Source organism: Martinezella paranaensis (assembly GCF_014200235.1).
Lineage (GTDB): Bacteria > Pseudomonadota > Alphaproteobacteria > Rhizobiales > Rhizobiaceae > Rhizobium > Rhizobium paranaense.
In genome coordinates this window covers 273,185-286,064 of record NZ_JACHBI010000006.1, presented here as the reverse complement: position 1 = coordinate 286,064, position 12,880 = coordinate 273,185, and the positions used below count along the sequence as shown (strand labels likewise).

Here is a 12,880-nt window from a genome sequence, read left to right as displayed (position 1 = left end):
ATCGGCCGAGAAACTTGGGAGGGCCATCTCTTGTCGCTAAGGCACCAGATCATTGCGCTGGCGATCATACCGCTTGTGATCGCGATCCTGGCGATCACCAGTTTCATCACTTGGCAGTCGGCGAACCTCACGCAAGTCAATATCGCGACCTTCGAGCAGAACATGCTGAAGTCCAAGGAAACGGAGATCCTCAACCTGACCCATCTTGCCGTTTCCGCGATCCAGACGACCTATGGAGACGCGGCGGCGGACGATCAGGCAGCCAAGGCGAAGGTCGCGGCGATCCTCGGTTCGCTCGACTACGGCAAGGACGGATATTTCTTTGTCTACGACTATGACGGCAACAATATCGTCCATCCGCGCCAGAGCTTCCGGCCCGGCCGCAACTGGCTCGATCTGACCGATCCGAACGGAGACAAGGTGATCGCCGAGCTGATCGCGACGGCAAAGGCGGGCGGCGGGCTGCACCAGTACAAATGGCAAAAGCCATCCAGCGGCCAGGTGGCCGACAAGCTGTCCTTCGTCGTCGGCCTAGACAAATGGCGATGGGTCGTGGGAACGGGCGTTTATCTCGACGATGTCTACGCGCAGACGGCGGCGGCGAATGCGAGCATGCGCGCCAGCATCAAAAGTACCTTTGTGATCGTGGCGATGATTGCCGTTCCGGCTGTCATCGTCGTCTTCACCACCTGCATGCTGCTGACCTTTCATGAGCGACGCATGGCCGATGGCAGGCTCAAGGAGCTGACACAACGGGTTATCGACACACAGGAGGAAGAGCGCGCCCGGCTTGCCCGCGAACTGCATGACGGGGTTTCGCAAAACCTCTTGGGCGTCCGCTATGCCATGGATCTCGCCGGCCGGAAGGTCAGGATCGACGTCAACGATGCGGCGCTCACGATCGAGCGCGGCGTGGAGGCGTTGAATGGCGCGATCAAGGAGATCCGGCGGCTGTCCCATGATCTCCGTCCGCGTGTGCTCGACGATATGGGCCTGACGGCGGCTCTCGAGGCTTTGTGCCATAATTTCCAGGAGCGGAGCGGGATTGTCACCGAAATCGAAGCGTCCGGTTTCGTCGACCGACTCAAGCCCGAGGCCAGCACGGCTCTTTACCGCGTCGCTCAGGAGGCGTTCAACAATGTCGAGCGGCATTCCGGCGCGAGCCGCCTTGCGGTGCGGCTCTGGAGTGACAGCGGGCGGGCACGCATGACCATCTCCGACAATGGCACGGGCTTCGGTGATACCAAAGCCTCCGATGCCGGCGGGCACGGTCTGGGCCTCCGCAACATGCAGGAGCGAATGGCGCATTTCCGCGGCCTGCTTCTAATCGACAGCACCGCCGCTGGCACGACACTGACGGCGATGATGCCGAAATCGGCCAATCTGCAGCCCCGCGATCAGGTCGAAGCTGCATGACGGCATGTCCTAAAATCAAGGTGCTATTGATCGACAACCACCCGCTGGTGATCGATGGGCTAAAGGCCGTGCTCGAAACCTATGATCATATAGACGTTGTGGGAACGGCAGGGCTCGCTCAGACCGGCCTGGACATCGGCCGCGATACCCGGCCTGCGGTCGTGCTGATGGACATCAACATGCCGAAGCTGAACGGGATCGATGCCATCGAACTCTTTCGAAACGAATTGCCCGAAACGCGAGTCGTCATGCTCTCCATGCATGACAGCCGGGAGTACATCTCTTCCTCCGTGATGCGCGGCGCCGCCGGTTACGTCCTAAAGGATGTCTCGACCGACGAAATCGTTTTGGCCATCGAAACGGTGGCCCGGGGCGGAACATACTTCTCGTCGGGTGTCGTCGACGTGCTGATGGAGCGAAAGAACGGAGATGACACTGATCCCCTGACGCCGCGCGAGCGCGACGTCCTCAGTCTCATCGTTTCCGGAAGCAGCAACAAGGAGATGGCCGAGGTTCTCGGCATAACGCCCGCCACGGCCGAAACGCACCGCAAGAACGTCAAGAAGAAGCTTAACATTGCGACGACCGCGGGCCTCATCCGCTATGCGCTCGATCATGGCATCAGCCTCAAAACGCGATGAATCGCGGCCTACCCACTTCTGGGTAGGCTCCGCCATTTCCCTCGTCCGGCATCTTGTCTCACGAAAACCGTCACCGTAGGACTTCACTGCGGCTTGCTGGAGGGCGAGCCGCTGGGAGGATTTCAAATGCACGACGTCTGCTTCCGTTCAGCCGGGGAAACTGGTTGCAACGGCACAAGCGAGTCCGTCTCTGCTAGCGACTGACACGCAACCTTCCACGCTGATAACCGCAACTTGCCGCCATATGTGGCGCCGGAAGGTATCCGACATGGAAAAACCACGAAGCAAGGCAGCGCTCTGGCTGCTCATCATTCCCTATATCGGCCTGCTCTGGCCATCCCTTTACAATAGCCACGAGCCGGCCCTGTTCGGTTTTCCCTTCTTCTACTGGTACCAGCTCGCCTGGGTCCCGATCACCGCGACGCTGACCTATATCGCCTATCGGAGCACGCGCCATGACGACTGACATCGACAGCACGGCGCTTGCCGTTTTCCTCTTCTTTTTCGCACTCGTGACGATTTTGGGCTTCGTCGCGTCCCGCTGGCGGAAACCGGCCACACTTGCCCATATCGACGAATGGGGCCTGGGTGGCCGCAGCTTCGGCACTTGGATCACCTGGTTCCTGGTCGGCGGCGACTTCTATACGGCCTATACGGTGATCGCCGTTCCAGCGCTTGTTTATACGGTCGGAGCCTATGGCTTCTTCGCTCTGCCCTATACGATCGTCGTCTATCCCTTCGTCTTCATGGTCATGCCGGTTCTCTGGAAGCGGGCAAGGGATTTCGGCTACGTGACTGCCGGCGACGTCGTACATGGCCAGTATGGTTCACGCGCGCTCGAACTCGCCGTAGCGGCAACCGGCGTCATCGCGACCATGCCCTATATCGCGCTGCAGCTCGTCGGCATGACCGCGGTCCTGAAGGCACTTGGCCTCCATGGCGAACTACCGTTGGCGATCGCCTTTGTGGTGCTGGCGCTTTACACCTATTCGGCCGGCTTGCGTGCCCCTGCATTGATTGCCTTCGTCAAGGACATCATGATCTATGTCGTGGTGATCGCTGCCGTGGCGCTCATTCCCTCAAAACTCGGCGGCTACGCCAATGTCTTCGCCGCAGCCGATGCCGCATTCCAGGCCAAGGGATCGGGAAGCCTTCTCCTGGGCCCCAATCAATATGTCGCCTACGCCACGCTCGCCTTGGGCTCGGCGCTCGCCGCGTTCATGTATCCGCACACGTTGACGGGTATATTTGCCTCCAACAGCGGCAAGACCATTCGCAAGAATGCCGTCTTGCTGCCCGCCTATACGCTGCTGCTCGGTCTGCTGGCATTGCTCGGCTATATGGGCCATGCCGCCGGCTTGAAACTTGATAGCCCCAATGATGTCGTGCCGACCTTGTTCAAGACGCTGTTCTCGGGCTGGTTTGCCGGCTTCGCCTTTGCGGCAATCGCGATCGGAGCCCTGGTTCCGGCTGCGGTGATGAGCATCGGTGCCGCCAATCTCTTCACCCGCAATTTCTGGAAGGCCTATGTCGACCCAAAGGTAAGCAGCGCGGGCGAAGCCAAGGTGGCCAAGATCACCTCGCTCGTGGTCAAGGTGGGTGCCCTGCTCGTCATCATCTTCCTGCCGACGCAGTTTGCGCTCGACCTGCAATTGCTGGGCGGCATCTGGATCCTGCAGACGCTGCCTGCCCTGGTCTTCGGCCTCTATACCAATTGGTTCCGGGCGCCGGGCCTGCTCGCCGGCTGGTTCGTCGGCTTCATCGGCGGCACCTTCCTCGTCTGGGATGCCGGCTGGAAGCCTTTGCACCTGATCAGCCTCGGCGGAGAACCCTTCACGGTCTACACCGGACTGCTTGCGCTCGCGGCAAACATCCTCGTCGCGGTCGCGGTCAATGCCGTCGTGCCGGCAAGAACCACGGCGCAGGCTTAAAACAAACACATCGGAGGACCACAGCAATGCGGTCCTCCGAGCATATTGCCAAGCATCTTACCCAATTCTGGCTCAGGATAGCGGCGCTTCGCTCCCTCCAGCCATCTCAGATTGCGATGAGCGATATTTGTCATACTAATATCCAGAATCCGCAGGCATGTACAATTTGCGCACAGAATAGCAGACCGACAGCGTGCTTTCCGCCGCCGCGGATAAGAATGCATCGAAGATTAACCTTCTTCGGTACGTCATCGTCGTCACTATTTTTATGAGATAAGTGACGGTGTTTTTTGAGCTCGGGTTTTTCATATTCACTTAGTCGGCTCGTCGAGACCCTTCGTGGTCTGCGAAGAGACAGAGGCGGCAACGTTGCAATCGTTGTTGCCCTCACAATGGTGCCTATGATCCTCGCCGTTGGCGCGAGCTTCGACTACATCCGGGCCTACAATGTCAGGCAGAGTATGCAGGCCGATCTTGACGCGGCCCTAATCGCCGCCGTCAAACAGATCGATACGGATGACTCTGACGCCCTCAAGGAAAAAGTTTCCGACTGGTTTCATGCGCAGGTCGAAAGCAGCTATTCGCTTGGCGATATCGAGATCGATACGACCAACCATCGCATAACGGCGACGGCGAGCGGCACTGTTCCGACAACTTTGATGCAGCTTGCGAATATCACGACGGTTCCCGTCAGTGTGGAAAGTGCCGTCGAAGGACCGGCCACGTCCTATCTCAACGTTTACATCGTGATCGACAAATCGCCATCGATGCTTCTGGCGGCAACGACGGCGGGTCAGCAGACCATGTATTCCGGCATCGGCTGCCAGTTTGCCTGCCACACGGGCGATGCGCACACAGTCAGCGGTAAATCTTACGCCAACAACTACGAATATAGCACCGCAAAGAGTATAAAACTGCGCGCCGACGTTGCCGTAGATGCCGTCGGTGAAGTGCTCGATATGATCGATAAGTCCGATAGCAGTCATGCACGCATCAAAGTCGGGCTATACAGCTTGGGTGATACGGCCACGGAAGTTCTCGCTCCGACGCTGGATACCACGACCGCGCGCAAACGCCTCACCACCGACAGCTACGGTCTCACAAGCGCAACGTCGACGACCTATACCTATTTTGACGTCTCCTTGACCGCGCTGAAGAAGATGGTCGGAACTGGTGGCGATGGCACCTCTTCGTCCAAACCGCTCAAACTGGTTCTCCTGCTGACGGACGGCGTCCAATCGCAGCGCGAATGGGTAACCGACGGGGTGACATGGTCGAAAGGGAAGGCTGTGTCTGGACGATATTGGAACAAGGTGGCACCGCTTAATCCCGATTGGTGTGCCTACGTCAAGAACCAGTCCGCCACCATGGCGGTTCTTTATACCGAATATCTGCCAATCACCACGGACTGGGGTTATAACGCAACCGTCGGCTCGACCATGGCGAGCGCCAGTTGGAAGAGCACCTGGGGCGGCACGATGGATAGCGGGGTCTCGACCAGCATCACGAGACGTGACTACATCCCCTATGCGCTTGCCGACTGCGCATCTTCCAAGAGCTTGTTTATTTCCGCGTCATCGTCGACAGACATCACGACAGGTCTGTCAGCACTTTTCACTCAATATCTCACATCCGTTCGGCTGACCCAATGAGGCAGACGAAACCGTTTGCACTTCTGCGCCGCCTCCTCGCCGATCGCCGCGGCGTAGCTGCGATCGAATTCGCGATCCTGGCCCTGCCACTGTTTATGTTCATATTCGCGATCATCGAAGTGTCGCTGATGTTTTTCATCGACTCTGCATTGGACGCTTCGGTGCAGAAGATCTCGCGAATGATCCGGACCGGCGAGGCCGCGTCCTCAAATCTCACATTGGCCGATTTCAAAGCCCAAATTTGCACCGATATGCTTTTGGCGTTCGAATGCTCCGGAAATCTGTTGGTAAAGGTCGATGTGCTTTCCGACATATCAACCGTCGCCAGCACCAACCCCATCGACAGCAGCGGCAAGCTCGCCGTCACCGAGACCTATAATATCGGCAAGGGCAGCGACTACATCCTTGTCCAGGCATTTCTGCCCTGGACTGCCGTCGTCAATTTTTTCACCTTGTCGAGCGCCGAGCTTTCCGATGGCCGCTATCTGCTCGGATCTGCCGTTCTGTTCCGAAACGAGCCTTTCTAACATGATCCCGAAACGGAACCTGTCCTCTTGCCGGTTGGCCAAATTCTGCATCCGTTATCTGGCATGCGATCGGTCGGGCGCCTCAGGGGTGGAATTCGCCCTCCTATTGCCGCTCCTGGTGGTTCTGCTGTTTGGCTCCATTGATCTCGGCCATGCGCTTACAGTCAGCCGAAAGATAGACGAGATTGCCTCCACTACCGGCGACATGATCTCACAGCAGGGCACTTGGACAAAGGCCGACGTCGCGAAGCTTCTTACCGGCGCCAGCTTCATCCTGCAGCCTTATACCACCACAGGGCTTACGATCACTGTCTCGGTGAACGATATCAGCAGCAGCGGCGCCGCGACGGTCAACTGGTCTGCCGCGCTGAATACAACAGCCCTTACCTCCGGCACGACAAGCACGATCACAATACCTTCGCAGATACAGGAAACCGGCGTGCAGGTCGTGCTAACGCGGGTGCAATATACATTGACGACCCCCGTCTCGGCGTTCTTTGCGTCCGTTACCGGCTCGAATGGCTACACCTTCGATCGCCATTTCTTCAATCGTCCAAGAGTCGGCGATACGATCACCTACAAGTAGGCGGATAGGTAATGCGACGACAAAAGTCCTTGGCAGGAATCGTTTGGTGCTGCTCATCGAGATGGCGGATCGTTTTGGATGAACAGCGACGGCTCCCGGCATTTCGAGTGCCGCCGCCAAACATAAGGGACCTATCCGATCGTCATCAAGCTGGCATTGCCACCGGCGGCCGCCGTGTTGATCGAGGTTGAAACCTCCTCGACAAGCCAGTTGAGGCAATAGGCCTCGATATCGCTCTCAAGCTCCGCCGTCGTCGCCGACTGGACAAGGACAAGCGGTCCATCAAGCGCGGCGATCCGCTGGTTGATCTCGAGGACCCGTTTTGCGTCTCCTTCCACCAGAGCGGCGGCAAAGGGGCCATCGGCATTCCAGTCCGTCGTCCATGCCAGGCGTGCGGCAACGCTGGCCGGAAGGCCCGTAAGCGTTGAACGAAGTCCGGAAATTTCGTCGACGACCAGATGGTTGCCGGTCGCGAGTGCTGCAGCGATTTGGCGATAGAGGCCTCGCTCCGTTGTGGCAACGAGAAGCACCCGGCCGCGGGGATGGAGCGTATAAACATTCCGTTCGCCGACAGGGCCGGCAAGCTCCTTTTCGAGACCCACGGCAGAAAGGCTCCCGAGTTCGCGCGCCGCCTCGGCGTCATCGCTTTTGCCCTTTCCGGAAAGCCAGAGGGCGAAATCCGAAAGCGCGGGGTCGATATGGAAGGAGCTATGCTGCGGAGGAACCGGCGCTTTTTGCACCAGACGACCGATGTAGAGCGGGCCGCCCGCTTTCGGTCCCGTTCCCGAAAGCCCGCGTCCACCGAATGGCTGAACGCCGACAACGGCGCCAATGATGTTCCGGTTGACGTAGAGATTGCCGGCCTTGATCCGCCCCGTGACGCGAGCAATCGTCTCGTCCAGGCGCGTATGCAGCCCAAACGTCAGGCCGTAGCCCGAGCCGTTGATGTCGTCGATCAACCGGTCCAGATCCTGGCGGCGGTAACGGATCACATGCAGCACGGGGCCGAAGATTTCCTTCGTCAGGTCCGAAAGCGTCTTCAACTCTATGATGGTCGGCGGCACGAAGGTGCCGAGCGTTGCAGTCTCTGGCAGCGGCAACTGGTCGATTTTACGGCCGAGGCCGCGCATCTTCTCGATATGGGTGTCGATTTCCGACTTGGCCTCATGATTGATGACCGGCCCGACGTCGACGCTGAGCCTATCCGTCCGACCGATGCTCAGCTCCTGGAGCGCGCCCTTCAGCATGTTCAGGGTTCGATCGGCAATCTCCTCCTGCAAACACAAGACGCGCAGCGCAGAGCAGCGCTGACCGGCGCTGTCGAAGGCCGATGCGATGACATCACCGACCACTTGCTCGGCCAGAGCCGACGAGTCGACGATCATGCCATTCTGACCGCCCGTTTCGGCGATAAGCGGGATCGGCTTTCCGAACTTGGACAGCCGCCGCGCAAGCTGTGCCTGGATAAGTCGCGCGACACCGGTGGAACCGGTAAACATGACGCCGGCGGTCTCCGGCGCGTCGATCAGCGCAGCACCAAGGCGACCGCTACCCGGAACGAACTGAAGCGCACCCCTCGGCACCCCGGCTTCGTGCAGGATCTTGATGCTCTCGAACGCGATGATTGGCGTGACACCGGCCGGCTTCGCCATCACCGAGTTGCCGGCGACGAGCGCCGCGGCGACCTGCCCCGTGAAAATCGCGAGCGGGAAATTCCACGGGCTGATGCAGACGATCGGGCCAAGCGGCGCGTGCGAGGGGCCGAGCGTTCGGCGCGCCTGTCCCGCGTAGTAGCGGAGGAAGTCGACCGCTTCGCGCACTTCGCCGATCGCGTTTGCCGCCGATTTGCCTGCCTCACGCATGATGACGCCCATCAGCGTCTCGATCCGCGACTGCATGATGTCGGCAGCACGCTCGAGGCATGCGGCGCGGTCCGCCGGCGAGACGGCAGCCCATTGTTGCGCACCCTCGGCCGCAAGCCGGGCGATCTTCGCGGCGGCATCGATCCCGATTTCGGTGACCTGGCCAACGACGTCGCCATGGTCGGCAGGATTGAGGATCGGTCTCGTCTCTCCCTCGACGGATCCATCGGCAAGCAGAGGCAAGGCATGCCATGACTGCCGCGTCGTGGCGACAAGATTAGCCGCGAGCGCCTCAAGTTCGGCTTCATTCGAAAGATCGATTCCGGACGAGTTCTGCCTTTCGCCTCCATAGAGATTGCGAGGCAGGGCGATCAGGTCATGCGGCTTGCCAACCGGCGCGTTTGCTTCGACGAGATCCACCGGATCGGCCACGAGTTCGTCGAGCGAGACGTTCGCATCCGAGATCCTGTTAACGAAGGAGGAATTGGCGCCGTTTTCGAGCAGGCGGCGAACCAGATAGGCAAGCAGCGTCTCATGCGTGCCGACCGGGGCATAGATGCGGCAGGGGCGATCCAGCTTCTGCTTGCCGACAACTTCGTCATAAAGAGGTTCGCCCATGCCATGCAGGCATTGGAACTCGTACTTGCCGATCTGAAAGTCCGGGCCGGCCAGATGATAGATGGTGGCCAGCGTCTGGGCGTTGTGCGTGGCGAACTGCGGAAAGACGGCGTCCGTCGCCGCGAGCAGCTTGCGGGCACACGCGGCGTAGGCAACGTCTGTGTGGATTTTTCGCGTGTAGACAGGGAAGTCTGGAAGACCATCAAGCTGCGCGCGCTTGATTTCGGCGTCCCAATAGGCGCCTTTCACCAGCCGCACCATCATGCGCCGGCCGGAGCGGCGTGCCAGATCGATGACGTAATCGAGCACGAAAGGGCAGCGCTTGCCGTAGGCCTGGACGACAAAGCCCAGGCCGTTCCAGCCCTTAAGCTCTTGGTCGAAGCTAAGCTCTTCCAGCAGGTCGAGCGACAGTTCGAGACGATCCGCCTCCTCCGCATCGATGTTCAGGCCGATATCGTATTTGCGCGCGAGCAGCGCCAGCTCGCGAACCCGGGGAAGCAGCTCATCCATGACGCGGTCCGACTGCGTGCGGGCGTAGCGCGGATGAAGGGCCGAAAGCTTGATCGAAATGCCGGGACCTTCGTAGACGCCGCGGCCGCCGGAGGCCTTGCCGATCGCGTGAATGGCGTTCTCGTAGTCGCGATAGTAACGGAGGGCATCGGCAGCCGTGGTCGCTGCCTCGCCGAGCATGTCGTAGGAGTAGCGGAAGCCCCGTACCTCAAGGGGATGGGCGCGCTTCAATGCCTCCTCGATCGTCTCGCCGGTGACGAATTGCTCGCCCATCATGCGCATCGCCATATCGACGCCACGGCGGATGACTGGCTCGCCGCAGCGGGCGATAAGCCGGGTCAAGGCTGCTGAAAGGCTTCGGTCATTGACGGTCCCCGTCAGTTTTCCGGTGACGACCAGGCCCCACGTCGCCGCGTTGACGAAAAGCGACCGGCCGCCGCCGATATGGGACTTCCAGTCACCTTCCGCGATCTTGTCCCGGATCAGGGCATCGCGTGTCGCCGTGTCCGGAATGCGCAGGAGCGCCTCGGCAAGACACATGAGAGCGACGCCTTCCTGGCTGGAGAGCGAATACTCGTGAACGAGACCCTCGACGCCCGTGCCCTTATGCTTCGCACGGAGCGCCTCGATCAGCTTGCGGGCCGTCGCGCGCACCGATGTTTTTACATCGGCAGGAATCCTCGCCGCTTCCACAAGCGGAGGCAAGCACTCGGTCTCCGGGCGGCGATAGGCGGCCGTGATGGCCCGACGCAGGTCAGACTGCTCTTTGATCGGAGGCGCGAATTGCGCAAATGGCTGGGGAGAATTGGGGTCGGAATTGGCGACGTCGGCGACGACTTTGAGCATTTGCAAACCTATTGGCGATGGTGATCTGGATCGAAGGTTTTCAGCGCTTATGATTCAGGCAGGCTTTCCGGCAGAAGAAGATGCTTCAGGGAATCCTTCCTCGGCTCATCCCGCGTCTTCGTCGGCATCACGCTGACGGCGGCCTTTACGGCGGAGAAAGAGATAGGCCGATAGTTTGCCGACAGGTCGATGTCCTGACGCTGGCGAATTGTCTCATGTGTCATCGGAAACCTCAAATCATAGTGTTGTTCGAAGCCAACTCAGATGCCGAATGCCGTGCAGGCCTTGCCCATGGCGGCTCCTCAATCCTGCTGAGAGATCTAACATGATCGAGCGGCGGCATTCTCACTTGAAAATGAGGATTTTCAGGCTATATGAACTTATTATTGGCGCATGGATCTGACGATATGCCTATTGAAGCCGACGTTTTTAGTGATTTAGACCAATTCGACAGAAAGATCCTCGAAGCGCTGGCCCAGGATGGCAGGCTGTCGATCACCGAGCTGGCCGCCCGTGTCGGCCTATCCAAGACGCCGTGCCAGCTTCGCTTCAAGAGGCTCATCAACGACGGATATATCGAAGGGTTCAAGGCGGTCCTCAATCCGGCGAAGATGCAGCTCGACCACATCGCGTTCGTGGAGGTGAAGCTTTCGAATACGCGGGAGGATGCCCTGAAGAGCTTCAACGACGCCGTGAAGAAGATCAGGGAAGTCGAGGAATGCCACATGATCGCCGGCAGGTTCGATTACCTGCTCAAGATCAGGACGCGCGATATCGGACGATATCGTCGGGTCTTGGGAGAGCGGATTTCGACGCTGCCTCACGTTGCCAGCACATCCACCAATGTCGCGATGGAAACGGTCAAGGAAGGCTGGGACAAATTTGCTTCGAGCCTGACCTGACCTTCTGGTCGTGTCGACACGGCCGATCGGATACCAGGCCGGGCGGGCATTGCAGCTCTTATACCGAAGTCATCTGTGCTGCATTGAACGCCCCGCTTGTGGCGGGACGTTCAAGACAAAGTCATGTCGGAGACACAGGCTTCAGTAAAGCACCACGCTGCGAATGCTCTCGCCGGAATGCATGAGCTCGAAGCCCTTGTTGATGTCTTCGAGCGGCATGGTGTGGGTGATCATCGGATCGATCTGGATCTTGCCGTCCATGTACCAGTCGACGATCTTCGGCACATCGGTGCGGCCACGGGCGCCGCCGAAGGCCGTGCCCATCCAGCTACGGCCAGTGACGAGCTGGAACGGACGCGTCGAAATCTCCTGGCCGGCACCGGCAACGCCGATGACCACCGACTTGCCCCAGCCGCGATGGCTTGCCTCCAGCGCCTGGCGCATCACCTTGGTGTTGCCGGTGCAGTCGAAGGTGTAATCGGCGCCGCCGATCTGATCGGCGCCACGCTTCGTCATGTTGACGAGATAAGGCACGATGTCGTCGCCAACCTCCTTCGGATTGACGAAATGCGTCATGCCGAAGCGCTCGCCCCAGGCCTTCTTGTCATTGTTGAGATCGACGCCGATGATCATGTCGGCACCGGCAAGCTTCAGGCCCTGGATGACGTTAAGGCCAATACCGCCGAGACCGAAGACGATGGCGGTTGCGCCGATCTCCACCTTGGCGGTGTTGATGACGGCACCGATGCCGGTGGTGACACCGCAGCCGATGTAGCAGATCTTGTCGAAGGGGGCGTCCGGGTTGACCTTGGCAACGGCAATCTCCGGCAGCACCGTATAATTGGCGAAGGTCGAGCAGCCCATATAGTGATGGATCTTGTCCTTGCCGATCGAGAAACGCGAGGTGCCGTCCGGCATCAGACCCTGGCCCTGGGTGGAGCGGATCGCCGTGCAGAGATTGGTCTTGCGCGACAGGCACGACGGGCATTCGCGGCATTCGGGCGTATAAAGCGGAATGACGTGATCGCCCTTCTTCACCGAGGTGACACCCGGTCCGACGTCGACGACGATGCCGGCACCTTCATGGCCGAGGATCGCCGGAAACAGGCCTTCCGGATCGGCGCCTGAGAGCGTGAAATCGTCGGTATGGCAGATGCCGGTTGCCTTGACCTCGACCAGCACTTCGCCGGCCCTTGGGCCTTCGAGCTGAACGGTCATGACTTCCAGCGGTTTACCGGCGGCAACGGCGACGGCGGCGCGTACGTCCATGGATTTGCTTCCTTCCCTCATAGTGTTAGGTGGTTCACATATTTCGGACAGACCGGCCCCTAAGCGGGCCGGTCGCCGACGATCACCACGTCAAATTTCGACTTCGCGTTCACGCAGATC

General features: G+C 59.6%; 11 protein-coding genes. 8 read left to right on the top strand and 3 right to left on the bottom strand.

Annotation, left to right across the window (positions count from 1 at the left end):
- Positions 1–30: 30 nt before the first annotated feature.
- The 7 genes from mctS (at position 31) to GGD50_RS17120 (ending at position 6,753) form a co-directional block, all read left to right on the top strand.
- Entirely contained in the window at positions 31–1,416 is a 1,386-nt protein-coding gene (gene mctS, locus GGD50_RS17150; RefSeq protein ID WP_183938547.1) for a two-component system sensor histidine kinase MctS, read from the top strand.
- The gene (mctR, locus tag GGD50_RS17145) at positions 1,413–2,057 is read left to right on the top strand and encodes a two-component system response regulator MctR (protein ID WP_183938546.1); all 645 of its coding nucleotides are present in this window, start codon (positions 1,413–1,415) and stop codon (positions 2,055–2,057) included. The genes mctS and mctR overlap by 4 nt, the downstream gene beginning before the upstream one ends.
- A gap of 268 nt (positions 2,058–2,325) precedes the next feature.
- On the top strand, positions 2,326–2,523 hold the full coding sequence (locus tag GGD50_RS17140) for a DUF3311 domain-containing protein (protein ID WP_183938545.1): 198 nt from the start codon (positions 2,326–2,328) through the stop codon (positions 2,521–2,523).
- Entirely contained in the window at positions 2,513–3,988 is a 1,476-nt protein-coding gene (gene mctP / locus GGD50_RS17135) for a monocarboxylate uptake permease MctP (RefSeq protein ID WP_183938544.1), read from the top strand. The genes GGD50_RS17140 and mctP overlap by 11 nt, the downstream gene beginning before the upstream one ends.
- 290 nt (positions 3,989–4,278) lie before the next feature.
- Positions 4,279–5,640 carry a TadE/TadG family type IV pilus assembly protein gene (locus GGD50_RS17130; protein ID WP_183938543.1) on the top strand — a complete coding sequence of 454 codons (1,362 nt, stop codon included), beginning with the start codon at positions 4,279–4,281 and terminating at the stop codon, positions 5,638–5,640.
- Complete coding sequence (locus GGD50_RS17125; protein WP_183938542.1) at positions 5,637–6,167, top strand: TadE/TadG family type IV pilus assembly protein; 531 nt, start codon at positions 5,637–5,639, stop codon at positions 6,165–6,167. Before GGD50_RS17130 ends, GGD50_RS17125 begins: the two co-directional genes overlap by 4 nt.
- Before the next feature lies 1 nt (position 6,168).
- Complete coding sequence (locus GGD50_RS17120; RefSeq protein ID WP_183938541.1) at positions 6,169–6,753, top strand: TadE/TadG family type IV pilus assembly protein; 585 nt, start codon at positions 6,169–6,171, stop codon at positions 6,751–6,753.
- A 131-nt stretch (positions 6,754–6,884) separates the two neighbouring features.
- Here the strand turns inward: GGD50_RS17120 and putA are convergent, their stop codons facing one another.
- A complete protein-coding gene (gene putA, locus GGD50_RS17115) occupies positions 6,885–10,589 on the bottom strand; it encodes a trifunctional transcriptional regulator/proline dehydrogenase/L-glutamate gamma-semialdehyde dehydrogenase (RefSeq protein ID WP_183938540.1) in 3,705 nt (1,234 codons plus the stop codon).
- A 47-nt stretch (positions 10,590–10,636) separates the two neighbouring features.
- On the bottom strand, positions 10,637–10,813 hold the full coding sequence (locus GGD50_RS17110) for a hypothetical protein (RefSeq protein ID WP_181316050.1): 177 nt from the start codon (positions 10,811–10,813) through the stop codon (positions 10,637–10,639).
- A gap of 183 nt (positions 10,814–10,996) precedes the next feature.
- Between GGD50_RS17110 and GGD50_RS17105 the strand changes: the two genes are divergently transcribed.
- Positions 10,997–11,491 (top strand): Lrp/AsnC family transcriptional regulator, encoded by a 495-nt coding sequence (locus GGD50_RS17105; RefSeq protein WP_107108101.1) that lies wholly within the window; start codon positions 10,997–10,999, stop codon positions 11,489–11,491.
- A 141-nt stretch (positions 11,492–11,632) separates the two neighbouring features.
- On the opposite strand, the gene GGD50_RS17100 is transcribed toward GGD50_RS17105, so the two are convergent.
- The gene (locus GGD50_RS17100) at positions 11,633–12,760 is read right to left on the bottom strand and encodes an S-(hydroxymethyl)glutathione dehydrogenase/class III alcohol dehydrogenase (RefSeq protein WP_107108100.1); all 1,128 of its coding nucleotides are present in this window, start codon (positions 12,758–12,760) and stop codon (positions 11,633–11,635) included.
- Between the last annotated feature and the right edge of the window lie 120 nt (positions 12,761–12,880).

Coding starts and splice junctions, on each gene's coding strand:
- mctR (WP_183938546.1), top strand. CDS start 1,413: ATGACGGCATGTCCTAAAATCAAGGTGCTATTGATCGACAACCACCCG.
- GGD50_RS17140 (WP_183938545.1), top strand. CDS start 2,326: ATGGAAAAACCACGAAGCAAGGCAGCGCTCTGGCTGCTCATCATTCCC.
- mctP (WP_183938544.1), top strand. CDS start 2,513: ATGACGACTGACATCGACAGCACGGCGCTTGCCGTTTTCCTCTTCTTT.
- GGD50_RS17125 (WP_183938542.1), top strand. CDS start 5,637: ATGAGGCAGACGAAACCGTTTGCACTTCTGCGCCGCCTCCTCGCCGAT.
- GGD50_RS17120 (WP_183938541.1), top strand. CDS start 6,169: ATGATCCCGAAACGGAACCTGTCCTCTTGCCGGTTGGCCAAATTCTGC.
- putA (WP_183938540.1), bottom strand. CDS start 10,589: ATGCTCAAAGTCGTCGCCGACGTCGCCAATTCCGACCCCAATTCTCCC.
- GGD50_RS17110 (WP_181316050.1), bottom strand. CDS start 10,813: ATGACACATGAGACAATTCGCCAGCGTCAGGACATCGACCTGTCGGCA.
- GGD50_RS17105 (WP_107108101.1), top strand. CDS start 10,997: ATGCCTATTGAAGCCGACGTTTTTAGTGATTTAGACCAATTCGACAGA.
- GGD50_RS17100 (WP_107108100.1), bottom strand. CDS start 12,760: ATGGACGTACGCGCCGCCGTCGCCGTTGCCGCCGGTAAACCGCTGGAA.